Annotated in this window: 11 protein-coding genes and 1 pseudogene; 5 read left to right on the top strand and 7 right to left on the bottom strand. The window is 63.9% G+C overall.

Annotated elements, in window-relative coordinates; all coding sequences use genetic code 11:
• Positions 1 to 20: 20 nt before the first annotated feature.
• Genes ACSKT0_RS07790 through ACSKT0_RS07780 form a run of 3 tightly spaced genes read right to left on the bottom strand, consistent with a single transcriptional unit; the run spans position 21 to position 4,961 of the window.
• Positions 21 to 542 (bottom strand): GNAT family N-acetyltransferase, encoded by a 522-nt coding sequence (locus ACSKT0_RS07790; protein ID WP_437773221.1) that lies wholly within the window; start codon positions 540 to 542, stop codon positions 21 to 23.
• Between the two features lie 57 nt (positions 543 to 599).
• On the bottom strand, positions 600 to 3,611 hold the full coding sequence (locus tag ACSKT0_RS07785; protein WP_437773220.1) for a bifunctional [glutamine synthetase] adenylyltransferase/[glutamine synthetase]-adenylyl-L-tyrosine phosphorylase: 3,012 nt from the start codon (positions 3,609 to 3,611) through the stop codon (positions 600 to 602).
• 9 nt (positions 3,612 to 3,620) lie between these two features.
• Positions 3,621 to 4,961 (bottom strand): glutamine synthetase family protein, encoded by a 1,341-nt coding sequence (locus ACSKT0_RS07780; RefSeq protein ID WP_234753871.1) that lies wholly within the window; start codon positions 4,959 to 4,961, stop codon positions 3,621 to 3,623.
• 190 nt (positions 4,962 to 5,151) lie between these two features.
• Between ACSKT0_RS07780 and panB the strand changes: the two genes are divergently transcribed.
• Positions 5,152 to 6,063: a 3-methyl-2-oxobutanoate hydroxymethyltransferase gene (gene panB / locus ACSKT0_RS07775; protein WP_437773219.1), complete on the top strand. Its 912-nt coding sequence runs from the start codon at positions 5,152 to 5,154 to the stop codon at positions 6,061 to 6,063.
• A gap of 12 nt (positions 6,064 to 6,075) precedes the next feature.
• Here panB and ACSKT0_RS07770 read toward each other — a convergent pair whose 3' ends face one another.
• Positions 6,076 to 6,240 (bottom strand): SPOR domain-containing protein, encoded by a 165-nt coding sequence (locus tag ACSKT0_RS07770; RefSeq protein ID WP_234753867.1) that lies wholly within the window; start codon positions 6,238 to 6,240, stop codon positions 6,076 to 6,078.
• A 115-nt stretch (positions 6,241 to 6,355) separates the two neighbouring features.
• Here ACSKT0_RS07770 and map point away from each other — a divergent pair, with 115 nt between their 5' ends.
• The 3 genes and pseudogenes from map to ACSKT0_RS07755 form a co-directional block, all read left to right on the top strand.
• Positions 6,356 to 7,234, top strand: a complete 879-nt coding sequence (gene map, locus ACSKT0_RS07765; RefSeq protein WP_437773218.1) for a type I methionyl aminopeptidase — start codon at positions 6,356 to 6,358, stop codon at positions 7,232 to 7,234.
• 72 nt (positions 7,235 to 7,306) lie between these two features.
• Entirely contained in the window at positions 7,307 to 8,110 is an 804-nt protein-coding gene (gene ppgK, locus ACSKT0_RS07760; protein WP_272909619.1) for a polyphosphate--glucose phosphotransferase, read from the top strand.
• 181 nt (positions 8,111 to 8,291) lie between these two features.
• Positions 8,292 to 8,648 (top strand): annotated as a pseudogene (locus tag ACSKT0_RS07755) (SDR family oxidoreductase); the annotation flags it as partial.
• Positions 8,649 to 8,763: 115 nt separating this feature from the next.
• Here the strand turns inward: ACSKT0_RS07755 and nrdR are convergent.
• The 3 genes from nrdR to ACSKT0_RS07740 all read right to left on the bottom strand — a co-directional run bounded on the left by nrdR (position 8,764) and on the right by ACSKT0_RS07740 (position 11,381).
• Positions 8,764 to 9,276: a transcriptional regulator NrdR gene (gene nrdR, locus ACSKT0_RS07750; protein WP_234753861.1), complete on the bottom strand. Its 513-nt coding sequence runs from the start codon at positions 9,274 to 9,276 to the stop codon at positions 8,764 to 8,766.
• A 170-nt stretch (positions 9,277 to 9,446) separates the two neighbouring features.
• Entirely contained in the window at positions 9,447 to 10,820 is a 1,374-nt protein-coding gene (gene hisD, locus ACSKT0_RS07745) for a histidinol dehydrogenase (protein WP_437773217.1), read from the bottom strand.
• Between the two features lie 9 nt (positions 10,821 to 10,829).
• Entirely contained in the window at positions 10,830 to 11,381 is a 552-nt protein-coding gene (locus ACSKT0_RS07740; protein ID WP_437773216.1) for a hypothetical protein, read from the bottom strand.
• 158 nt (positions 11,382 to 11,539) lie between these two features.
• On the opposite strand from ACSKT0_RS07740, the gene ACSKT0_RS07735 reads away from it, so the two are divergent.
• Complete coding sequence (locus ACSKT0_RS07735; RefSeq protein ID WP_425550457.1) at positions 11,540 to 11,998, top strand: flavin reductase family protein; 459 nt, start codon at positions 11,540 to 11,542, stop codon at positions 11,996 to 11,998.
• Positions 11,999 to 12,038 lie beyond the last annotated feature (40 nt).

The following is a 12,038-nucleotide window of genomic DNA, read 5'->3' as shown; positions in this document are numbered from 1 at the left end:
ACACCTCGAAGGACGCCCGGCTAGTCGCCGAACCCCCGGTACATGGTGCATTGCGGACCGGCGGAACCACCCAAGTATTTGCCCGTCTGCAGAAAACCCGCTTTTGCGTAGGCAGCCTTGGCGGCCGGATTGCGTTCGTTGACGGAGAGCACGACGCCGTCCTGCCCGCCACCCAGCCTCGCTGTCAGCTTGAGCGCTTCCCGGGCAGCAGCTGCAGCCGATAGGGAGCCCAGGCCCCTTCCCTGTCGCGCCTGGTCGATCAGGAACCCACGCAGGAGCCAGGCGGAATCGTCGTCGTCCCATCCCGCCAAGGTCGCGGCACCTGACTGCAAGGTGAAAACTCCGACGGCGGCACCGGCCGCTTCGATCACGTACGGCCAGCGGCTTTCGTCTTCGAGGCCCATGAGCATCATCTTGAACGGGTCGCCGACGAAATCTTCCTGCCCCGCGGCCAATTCCATCTCCGCGACGTCGCCGAGCTTGATGGTGCGGGCATCGTCGTCGAGATCCTTCAGCGGAATGAGCCACACGGTTTCGAGCATCCTTCGAGCTTAGCGCCCTCCGCCCTCCGCCCTCCGCGGGGACGGCTGGAGCCGAGCTCACTGGCCGTAGAAGTCCTTCTCAAACACGGCCCGGGTCCGCCGGCTCAGGCGCAGATAATCTTCCTCGAACACCGCGGCTTGCCCAGGAGCGTAACCACACCATCTGGCAACGGCCTCGAGATCCCTGCGAGAGGCCGGGAGGACATCGGAGGCGCGGCCGGTGCAGATCACATTCGCCGAGCGGATACGGCTCGCTAGCCGCCAGGCTTCGCGAAGCAACACGATGTCGCTCTTGTCGATCAAGCCCAACGACTCAATCAGGTCGAGGGCCTGCAGCGTGGAAGTCGTCCGGAGTTGCGGATGCTTCCCTGCGTGTTGGAGCTGGAGCAGCTGCACAAGCCATTCGACGTCGCTGAGTCCGCCCCTGCCGAGTTTGACGTGCCTGGCCGGATCGGCGTTTCTCGGGAGCCGTTCCGACTCCACCCGCGCCTTGACTCGTCGGATCTCACGCACATCTGTGTCCGCGAGGGACTCCGGGTAACGGATCGGGTTGATGAGCCGGAGGAACTCCCCGGCCAAATCGTCGTTGCCGGCCATTGGCTGGGCCCGCAACAGCGCCTGGGCCTCCCAGATGAGGGACCACCGCCGGTAGTACTCCGCGTACGACTCGAGGGAACGGACCATGGCCCCGCTCTTCCCCTCGGGACGAAGATCGGCGTCGACGCTGAGGACCCGCTCCGCCAGGATGGCCGGTTTGAGGGGTTGGGTGAGCAAAGTGGAAAGGTGCCCCACGACGGCAAGGGCTTGTTGCTGGGCTTCGGATTCACTCGCCCCGGGAAGAGCGCGATGGACGTACATGACGTCGGCGTCGGAGCCGTAGCCGATCTCGCGCCCGCCTTGCCTGCCCATGGCAACCACCAACACCTGGGTCTTGAGGGGCCCATCGGAAGCCACGATGGCTTCGGCGACGTGCAAGGCGCCCAGAACCGCGGCCCGGTCGGCATCGGCCAATGCCGCCCCCACTGCGTCTTGTTCCAGGAGGCCTGAGCTGTCCGCGATGGCGATCCGGAGGATTTCCCGGCGCCGGATGAGCCGGATGAGCCGCATCGCGTTCGCGGGATCGGCGTGGCGCGACATCTTGGACTGGATTTCCTGCCACTGCGCTTCGAAGCTAAGCGGCATGAGTTCCTTGTCGGCACCAAGCCACGCAACGGATTCCGGGGAAACCTCCAGGAGATCGGCGATCAACCGCGAGTTGGAGAGCACGTGGCAAAGCCGCTCGGCCGCCGCCTGCGAGTCCCGGAGCATCCCGAGATACCAATGGGTCGTTCCGAGGGCTTCGCTGACGCGGCGGAAGGCGAGCAGTCCGGCGTCGGGGTCTACACCTTCGGCGAGCCAGCCGAGAAGGATGGGAAGCAGTTGCCGCTGCAGCGCGGCGCGGCGGCTGACCCCTGCCGTGAGGGCCTCGATGTGGCGCATCGCGCCTTGCGGGTCGCGGTAGCCGAGTGCTGCGAGCCGGCCTTGGGCGGCCTCCGGAGTGAGCCGGGCGTCTTCGGTGCTCAGCTTCGCGGCAGTGTTGAGCAGCGGCCGGTAGAAGATCCGATCGTGCAGTTCGCGAACGGACCGCTTGGTCTTCTGCCAGGTTTCGATCAGGGCGTCCGGATGCGGCCTGCCCGTTGAAAAGGGCCCCAGGACGGCCTTCGCGAGGAAACGCAAAGACTCCTGGCTCGTCGGCATGAGGTGGGTACGGCGCATCTGGAACAACTGGATGCGGTGCTCAAGAACCCGCAGATAGCGGTAGGCGGCATCGAAGGCAGCGGCGTCCACCCTGCCGATGTAGCCACCCGCGGACAGCGCGGATATCGCCGACGTGGTGTCACGGCAACGGAGGGTTTCATCGGACTTTCCGTGGACGAGCTGCAGGAGCTGCACCGTGAACTCGACATCGCGCAGGCCGCCGGGACCGAGTTTGATCTGGCGCTGTTCTTCCGCCGGAGCGATGTTGTTCGTGACCCTGCGGCGCATAGCCTGCACCGATTCCACGAATCCTTCCCGGCCGGCCGAAGCCCACACGAGCGGTTGGACGGCCTGCTCGTAACGCGAACCCAGATCCTTGTCTCCCGCGATGGTCCGCGCCTTGAGGAGTGCCTGGAACTCCCAGCTTTCAGCCCACTTCGCGTAGTAGCTCAAGTGCGAGGGCAAGGTCCTGACGAGGGGACCCGATTTGCCCTCAGGCCGCAAGTTCGCGTCGACCTCCCACAGCCCGGGTTCGGTGCCCGTGGACGAAATGGCACGGGATATCCCGGCGGCCAAGGCCGTGCCGATTGTTGCGGCCTCGGCGTCCTCGAGGCTCGGCGCCTCGATCACGTAGATGACGTCGACGTCGGAAATGTAATTCAGCTCGCGGGCACCGCACTTGCCCATGCCGATGACGGCCAGCCCGACGCCGGCAATATCGTCGGCATCGAAAGTCGCCGCGGCTTCGGCCCTGGCAACCGCCAGGGCTGCTTCTATCGCCGCGCCGGCGAGGTCGGCCAGTTCGGCGCCGACGGCGGGCATGAAGTCCTGGGGACTAGCGGCGCAGAGATCCTTAATGGCCAGTTCGGTCAGCCCGCGCCGGTAAGCCGTCCGGAGGGCGGTGTAGGCACTGGCCCCCGTCATCGCTGCAACGGGCCGGGGAGAGTTGGGGTCCGCTTTGACAGAGCGGAGCAGCTTCGTCCGAAGCTCACGGGGGTCGGCGGACAAGGGCTCCGGGCTGACGCGGACATCAAAGACGTCCAGGTGTTCCGGATGCCTGATCAGGAACTCCCCCAAGGCCTCGGAGGCCCCCAGCAAGCGGTAAAGCGGCTCGCTGCGATCCGGGTGCTCCCCCGCGAGCTGCCTGAGTGAGGGATGCTTCTCAATCAAACGGACGAGCGACTGGAGCGCGGTGTCCGGGTTGGCGCTCAGGTGCAGGCCAGCAAAGATCGTCTCCTGGTCGATGCCGTCGAGTTCACGCGCGGCAAGGAACCGTTCACCCTTTTCAAGATCGCTGAAACCGGCCGAGATGAGCCGGCGGGCCAGGCTCACACTCACAGCCTAGAGAATGCCGAGATTGCGCTTGAGCTCGTAAGGCGTGACCTGGAGCCGGTAGTCCTGCCATTCCGCACGCTTGTTGCGCAGGAAGTGGTCAAAGACCTGTTCGCCGAGGATGTCTGCTACGAGTTCCGAATCCTCCATGGCGCGGATGGCATCGTGGAGGCTGGCCGGCAGCGGAGTGTGACCCATCGCCTTGCGCTCGGCCGTGGTCAGCGACCAAACATCGTCTTCCGCGGCGGCCGGAAGGTCGTAACCCTCCTCGATGCCCTTGAGCCCGGCACCAAGCAATACGGCGTAGGCGAGGTACGGGTTGGTGGCGGAGTCAATCCCGCGGTATTCGATCCGCGCGGACTGGCCCTTGCCCGGCTTGTAGAGCGGCACGCGAACCAGGGCCGAGCGGTTGTTGTGGCCCCAACTCAGGTAGCTCGGCGCTTCGCCGCCGCCCCACAGGCGCTTGTACGAATTGACGAACTGGTTGGTGACTGCGGTGAATTCCGGCGCGTGGTGCAGGATACCGGCAATGAACTGGCGCGCGGTCTTGGACAACTGGAATTCCGCGCCGGCCTCGTAGAAGGCATTGGTGTCGCCCTCGAACAGCGAGAAGTGCGTGTGCATGCCCGAACCCGGGTGGTCCGTGAACGGCTTGGGCATGAACGTGGCGTAGGTGCCCTGCTGCAGGGCCACTTCCTTGATGACAGTGCGGAAGGTCATGATGTTGTCGGCCGTCTGGAGCGCGTCCGCGTACCGCAGATCAATCTCGTTCTGGCCTGGTCCGCCTTCGTGGTGGCTGAACTCCACGGAGATACCCACGGATTCAAGCATGGTGACGGCAGTGCGACGGAAGTCCTGTGCCACGCCGCCGGGCACGTGATCGAAGTAGCCGCCCTCGTCAACCGGAACAGGAACGCCGTTGGCGTCGAGGTCCTGGGACTTGAGGAGGTAGAACTCGATTTCAGGATGCGTGTAGCAAGTGAAACCCATGTCAGCGGCCTTGGCGAGGGTGCGCTTGAGCACGTTGCGGGGGTCGGCGGCCGACGGCTCGCCGTCGGGGGTCAGGATGTCGCAGAACATCCTGGAGGTCTGCTCGGTTTCACCGCGCCACGGGAGGATCTGGAACGTGGAGGGGTCCGGCTGGGCCAGCATGTCGGATTCGAACACCCTGGCGAGGCCCTCGATAGCCGAGCCATCGAAACCTAGGCCTTCTTCGAAGGCGCCTTCCACTTCTGCCGGCGCAAGTGCCACCGATTTCAGGGAACCGACGACGTCGGTAAACCACAAGCGTACGAAGCGCACATCACGCTCTTCGATAGTTCGCAGAACGAACTCTTGCTGGCGGTCCATGGGGCCTCATTTCCGGGTCAACGTCCATGCCGCGGGTTCGGGGTTCGAAGCCGACGACAACTCAGCATTCACTCTACTAAGCATTGGCCCGGATTGGCTGCACCCCCGGTCCGCGTAACACAGCGTTTACAAATGTGAGGCTCCTCATGCGACGGTGGCTAGGACGGCCGGTACCGCATACGCTCTATTCATGGCCCCAAGCAACAGTTCCGATTCCAGCATGCCCGCCGAAATTCCTGCGCCTTACGGAACCGGACCTGCCACTGCAGGTTCCGGGGCTTCAACGGTTGCTTCAACGCCGAAGCCCGCCGCCCGGATCCGCACCCATCACCTGCAACAGGCCAAGGCAAAGGGTGAGCACTTTGCGATGTTGACCGCCTACGAGCAATACACGGCTGAAATTTTCGACCAGGCCGGCATCGAGGTGTTGCTGATCGGCGATTCGGCCTCCAACAACGTCTTCGGGAACGAAACCAGCCTCCCGGTGACCGTCGACGAACTCCTCCCCTTGTGTCGAGCAGTGGCCCGATCCGCCAAGCGTGCCTTGGTTGTGGCCGATCTTCCCTTCGGCAGTTACGAAGTGTCTCCGGAGCAGGCAGTGGCAACAGGCGTGCGCTTCCTGAAGGAAGGCCTGGCACACGCCGTCAAGATCGAAGGCGGCGCGTTCTACGCGGGAACCGTGCGGGCCATGGTCCAGGCAGGCATTCCCGTCATGGCGCACATCGGCTTCACGCCCCAGAGCGAACACTCTCTGGGCGGCTACCGCGTCCAGGGCCGGGGCGATGACGCTGCGCGCCTGATCGAAGACGCCGTTGCCCTCGCAAATGCCGGAGCGTTCTGTGTACTGATGGAGATGGTTCCCGCGGAAACCGCGGCCGCCGTCGATGCAGCCATTGACGTACCGACTATCGGAATCGGCGCAGGTAACGCAACCACGGGACAGGTCCTGGTGTGGCAGGACATGGCCGGATTGCGCGGCGGCAAGATGGCCAAGTTCGTCAAGCAATATGCGGATCTGCGCACCACCCTGAGCGAAGCAGCGAAGGCGTACGCCGACGACGTCAGGTCCGGCCAGTTCCCGGGCCCGGAACACTCCTTCTAGGAGGACACAGCTTCAGTCCTCGTCGTCCTTGTCCCAGGCTTCGTTGCGGGCCTTGACCTTTTCGAGGGCATGCTCGGCTTCCTCGCGGGTCTTGTAAGGACCGATCAACTGGGACCAGTCGGACAACGCGTCCTCTTCGATTTGGTGTGTCTGAACGTTGTACCAGAACTCCGCCACGGTTTCTCCTTTGCGAATCCCGCCGTACGCTCGGCGGGGCGGGTTGCCCTTCGTGCGGGCCGATATTTAGCTACTTAGTTACTTGCGTCTCGCGCGTCCCTTATATGATCAATCTATGCCTTCTCCCGCTCTGACCGCACCCATCGGCACGCTCACCCGTGGAACCGTCAGCCCACAGCTGCCGGTACCGGCGTCCATCCCGCGCCCGGAGTACGTCGGCAAGCCTGGACCGGCGAAGTTCACCGGTTCAGAGGTCAAATCGGCGGAAACCATCGAGAAGATCCGCATCGCCAGCAAAATCGCGGCCCAGGCGATCGTCGAGGTCGGCAAGCACATCGAGCCGGGGGTCACGACGGACCAGTTGGACCGGATCGGCCACGAGTTCATCCTGGACCACCAGGCCTACCCGTCAACTCTTGGCTACCGGGGCTTTCCCAAATCCCTGTGCTCCTCGCTTAACGAGGTCATCTGCCATGGCATTCCAGACAGCACCGTCGTCCAGGACGGCGACATCCTGAACATCGACATCACGGCCTACATCAACGGGGTCCACGGAGACACGAACTACACCTTCCTAGTGGGAGACGTCGACGACGAGTCGCGTCTTCTCGTTGAACGCACCCGGGAGTCGCTCAACCGGGCCATTAAAGCCGTAGCGCCGGGCCGCGAAATCAACGTGATCGGCCGGGCTATCCAGTCCTACGCGAAACGTTTCGGCTACGGCGTGGTCCGCGACTTCACCGGCCACGGCGTCGGCGAGGCCTTCCACACGGGCCTGATCATCCCGCACTACGACGCCGCGCCGGCCTACAACACGGTCATCGAAGCCGGCATGGTCTTTACGATTGAACCCATGCTCACCCTCGGAACGATCGAGTGGGACATGTGGCCCGATGAATGGACCGTAGTCACCCGCGACCACAAGCGGACCGCGCAATTCGAACACACCCTGTTGGTCACCGAGACCGGCGCCGAAATCCTGACTCTTCCTTAAGCTCGCCGGAAGGTCACCTGCAGCCGTTCGTGCTGCGACATGCCCACCCCTCCTGCCATGAACGGAAACGCATTGACCAAGAAGGATGAGAAGATCCACAAGAACGGCCCGCTGATCGGCATCGACGTCGGTGGCACCGGCATCAAGGGCGGCATCGTCGATCTCAAAAAGGGCAAGCTGCTCGGGGACCGCCTTCGTATCCCGACGCCGCAGCCTGCCACTCCCGAAGCCGTCGCCGAAGTGATCGCACAGATCGTCGAAGAATTGTCGGCCCGCGAGGATGCCCCCGCCAAAGGTTCGCCCGTGGGAGTCACCTTCCCCGGAATCATCCAGCACGGCGTAGTCCGCTCCGCCGCCAACGTGGACAAGTCCTGGCTCGACACCGACATTGATTCGCTGCTCACCAAGCGATTGGACCGTCCCGTCGAGGTCATCAACGATGCCGACGCAGCCGGACTCGCTGAAGCCCGCTACGGCGCGGGCGAAGGCGTCGACGGCACGGTCCTGGTCATTACGCTCGGCACAGGCATCGGCTCAGCCTTTATCTTCAACGGGCACCTCGTGCCCAACGCCGAGCTCGGCCACCTCGAAGTGGACGGCCACGACGCCGAAACAAAGGCATCCGCCGTGGCACGTGAACGCGACGGCTTGAGCTGGGAAGAGTACAGCGTGCTGCTGCAGCGCTATCTCTCCCACGTCGAGTTCCTGTTCTCCCCGGAACTCTTCATCATCGGTGGCGGTATTTCGAAGCGTTCGGACGAATACTTCCCCCACCTGAATCTGCGGACCCGCATCGTCACTGCGGAACTGAAGAACGACGCCGGAATCGTGGGGGCCGCGCTTGACGTCGCCCTCCACCACAAGCTCGCCAAGTAGTACGGCAGCCTTCCGGATGGACGACGGCGTGCCCGACGTCGCGATTGTCACCGGCGCGAGCCGGTGCATTGGCGCTGCCATAGCCCTCAGGGCAGCGGCAGCGGGGTACGCCGTCGTCGTCAACTAGTCCAACCTCATCGGCAATCTCATTGATGTGCCGAGCGAAACGATCCGCCGCGTCATGGACGTCAACGTCAACGGATTGGTCTTCGTCTGCCAGGAAGCTGTACGACGCCTATCCACCGAGAGCGGCGGCCCGGGCGGCTCCATTGTCAACGTTTCCTCGACCGCGACCAAAGCGGGTTCACCCGGCACCTGGGCGCACTACGCTGCGAGCAAGGGCGCTGTTGACGTCCTGACGGTTGGCCTCGCGTCCGAAGTAGCGAAACAGGGTATCCGGGTGAATTCCGTGGCGCCCGGAAGCACCAACACGGGATTGCACGCGGCCGCTGGGACGCCCGACCGTGTGGAACGGCTCAACCCGGGGATCCCCATGGGCCGGGGCGCAGAACCTGATGAGGTGGCCGCCGCCGTGTTGTGGTTGATGTCCGACGACGCCGGTTACATCACCGGAGCCGTACTGCCGGTCTCGGGCGGCGGTAGAAGCGATGCCGGTGGTGGCTGCGGCTTCCCCTCCGCTGCCACCACCGGAGCTAGATGGGGCTCTTCTCGGAGCTCTTGCCCTTGGCGATTTTCGCTGCATTCTCGGCCGCTGCGCTTTCGGCTTCGTGGCGGAGCAGCGAAATGGCCGATTCGAAGTCCTCAAGCGATTCGAAGGCCTGGTAAACGCTGGCAAATCGCAAGTAGGCGACTTCGTCGAGTTTCTGGAGTGGTCCCAGGATGGCCAGGCCCACCTCGTGGGCGTCGATTTCAGCCGCACCGGAAGATCGGATATTTTCCTCGACTTCCTGGGCCAGCATCGCGAGGTCGTCCTCAGTCACGGGACGCCCCTGGCAGGCCTTCCGAACGCCGTTGATGATCTTGATCCGGCTGAAGGGCTCTCCCACGCCGGAGCGTTTGATGACAGAAAGGCTTGTGGTCTCCACGGTGGTGAACCGGCGTCCGCACTCGGGGCACTGACGCCGACGGCGGATGGCTGAGCCGTCGTCGGCCATCCGACTGTCCACAACGCGTGAGTCGGGGTTTCGGCAGAACGGACAATACACGCTGGGCCTCCCCTGTTTGGTTCCGGCACCCCTGTCCTCACGGCGGCATCGGCCGGGGACGCAACTGGTGCCGGAAGTTTGACTTCCGGCACCAGTTTACGGCTACATAAGGCCTAATGACAAGATTGTAATTACTATATGTAGTGGTTGTTACCCATACATGTAGTGGTTTAGGGGCCCGCGAAACGAATCTTGACGGCGTCGCCGTGGCCGGGAAGGTCTTCGGCGTCGGCGAGGCTCACGATGTGTTTGCTGACCTGTTCCAAGGCAGCCTTGTCGTAGTTGATCACCTGGACGGCGCGAAGGAATGTTGTCACGTTCAGTCCGGAAGAGAAGGCTGCTGTACCGCTCGTGGGCAAAACGTGGTTGGAGCCTGCACAGTAGTCTCCGAGGCTGACCGGGCTGTAGTCCCCTACGAAAATCGCGCCGGCGTTGCGGATCCTTGCGGCCACCGCGGCCGCGTCCGCGGTCATGATTTCCAAATGTTCTGCCGCGTACGCATCGCAGACCGCAATGCCCTGCTCGATATCGTCTACCAGCACCACGCCGGACTGTGGGCCCGACAATGCCGTGGTGACTCGCTCACCGTGCTTCGTGGTTCCTGCCTGCACCGCTAGTTCCCGCTGCACTGCGGAGGCGAGTTCCTCGGAATCGGTGATCAGGACAGACGCCGCCTTGGGGTCGTGCTCGGCCTGGCTGATGAGGTCCGCAGCCACGAGCTCCGGACGGGCGGAAGCATCAGCCAAGATGGCGATCTCGGTAGTGCCGGCCTCGGAGTCGATCCCCACGACGCCTTTCACAAGCCGCTTGGCCGTGGCGACGAAGATGTTTCCGGGACCGGTCACGACGTCCACGGGCTCGATGGGCTGATCGTCGGCAGCCCCGGGGATGCCGTAGGCAAAGGAAACAATCGCCTGGGCCCCTCCGATGGCATACACCTCGTCAATGCCGAGCAAAGCGGCCGCGGCCAGGATGGTGGGGTGGGGCAAGCCTCCGAAGTCCTTCTGCGGCGGAGACGCCAAAGCGATCGAGGCGACCCCGGCAGCCAGCGCCGGAACGACGTTCATGATCACCGACGACGGATAGACGGCCAGCCCGCCGGGAACATACAGTCCCACGCGGCCCACCGGCACCCAGTTCTGGCTGACGACGGCGCCGTCCCCCAGTTCCACATCGACGTTCGCGGGCCGTTGGCCATCCGCAAAACGCCGGGCACGGCTGATGGATTCCTCTAGGGCCGCACGGACTGACGGATCCAGGTTCTCAAGGGCTTCAGCAAGGGCGGCATCCGGCACGCGCGGGTGGGACTGCTCCACGCCGTCGAACGCCAGCGCGAACTCCCCAAGCGCCTCGAAGCCGCGGGATCGGACGGCAGCAATGATGTCCAGGACTTTTTGCTCGGCGTCCGCCATGGTCTGATGCTTCGCCCGGGGCACCACGGCACGCAGCTCCGCAAGGGTCAAGGATCGTCCGCGCAAGTCAATGCGGCGGAAGTCCAGGGACTGGACGGCGGTTTCGGCAGGGTTGTCCGGAGAAATGGTCACCAGATCATTTTACGGGTCAAGCGGCGGTGCCTCCGGCTGCCTTCCCATCAAGCTGAAAAGAGTCAGCAGGAATGTCACAAGGGCCGTCGCCCCCGGCCACAGCAAGAGTGCCGTCGCCGACCGCAACGAGAAGCCGTCGGTTCCGCTTGAGGCGGGACCCCACCAGTGCGCGGCCAGCACACCCACCTGCCAAGCCACCAATGCCCCCACGGCGCCACCTAGGACTGCCAGGAACGTGCGGATGCCGTGGCCCGGCGTCCGGACCTTGCCGTCGAGGAGGACTGCCGTGAAGCAGCCGGAAAGCAGCAGAAGCCCCGCCAGGACCAAGTCCCTCGGAAGCCGCCCCGCCGAGGCAGTGGGATCGGCGAGGGCAGGATTGCCGGAGACGACGTTGAGGCCGCCCGGAGCCAATAGCCACCATGCGAGACCCAGCCCGATTCCCGAGGCGGCAGGCACGGCGAGCCACAGCCACCATTTGCGGTCTCGCATGTCCATGCCCATGTCAGGGTGGGTGTCCCTCGCGGGACCGGAGTCGAGAAGGTTCGATGGTGGCTTCGTCATGACACAAACATTAACAAACGTTTCTGGAGGCTCAACAAGCAAGCGCCGCGGCGAGCAGCGGAATACGCTGAATCCACCAGCGTTATTACCACTAGCTCACGCAGGAGATCGGCAAAGTGGCCTCGGACAATTCGGCTTTTGAAGCGACATTCAAGCAAATGTTCCGCCGGCATGCCGCGGGGGTGGCCATCATCACTGCCGACCTCAACGGCAAGCCCTTCGGCTTCACGGCGACGTCCGTGGCTTCGCTGTCGGCCGAGCCACCACGCTTCACGTTCAACATGTCCCGCAGCTCCAGCTCCTGGCCGGCTGTGGCGAATTCAACGTATATCGGCCTGCACATGCTCGGTCTCGAGAATCAGGCCCTCGCAGACCGCTTCGCCCGCACGCAGGAACGGTTTGAAGGCGATCACTGGGAGCCTGGGCCCTTCGACGTCCCGATCCTCAAGAACGTGGCCGGCTGGCTGATCGGCAAGATCCAGATGCGCCTGTCCTTCGAAAATAACGCGATCGTGGTGGTGGAGGTTGTCGATGGGCTGGTCGGCGAAGACGATACTCCCCTGCTGTACCACTCGGGCTCCTACGGCCAGCCGGTTCCGATCGATTATGAGATCTAGTTAAGGCAGGAGATCTAACGTCATCGGCTGGGTTGTTCAG

Source organism: Arthrobacter sp. KNU40, assembly GCF_051515115.1.
Taxonomy (GTDB): Bacteria; Actinomycetota; Actinomycetes; order Actinomycetales; family Micrococcaceae; genus Arthrobacter.
Note: the sequence above shows the minus strand (reverse complement) of the source record. Positions and strands in the feature narration are given on the sequence as shown.

Bases quoted from the DNA above. Each gene is read 5' to 3' on its own strand.
- ACSKT0_RS07740 (WP_437773216.1), bottom strand. From the start codon at position 11,381: ATGACGAAGCCACCATCGAACCTTCTCGACTCCGGTCCCGCGAGGGAC.
- ACSKT0_RS07735 (WP_425550457.1), top strand. From the start codon at position 11,540: ATGTTCCGCCGGCATGCCGCGGGGGTGGCCATCATCACTGCCGACCTC.
- map (WP_437773218.1), top strand. From the start codon at position 6,356: ATGCCTTCTCCCGCTCTGACCGCACCCATCGGCACGCTCACCCGTGGA.
- ACSKT0_RS07790 (WP_437773221.1), bottom strand. From the start codon at position 542: ATGCTCGAAACCGTGTGGCTCATTCCGCTGAAGGATCTCGACGACGAT.
- ACSKT0_RS07780 (WP_234753871.1), bottom strand. From the start codon at position 4,961: ATGGACCGCCAGCAAGAGTTCGTTCTGCGAACTATCGAAGAGCGTGAT.
- panB (WP_437773219.1), top strand. From the start codon at position 5,152: ATGGCCCCAAGCAACAGTTCCGATTCCAGCATGCCCGCCGAAATTCCT.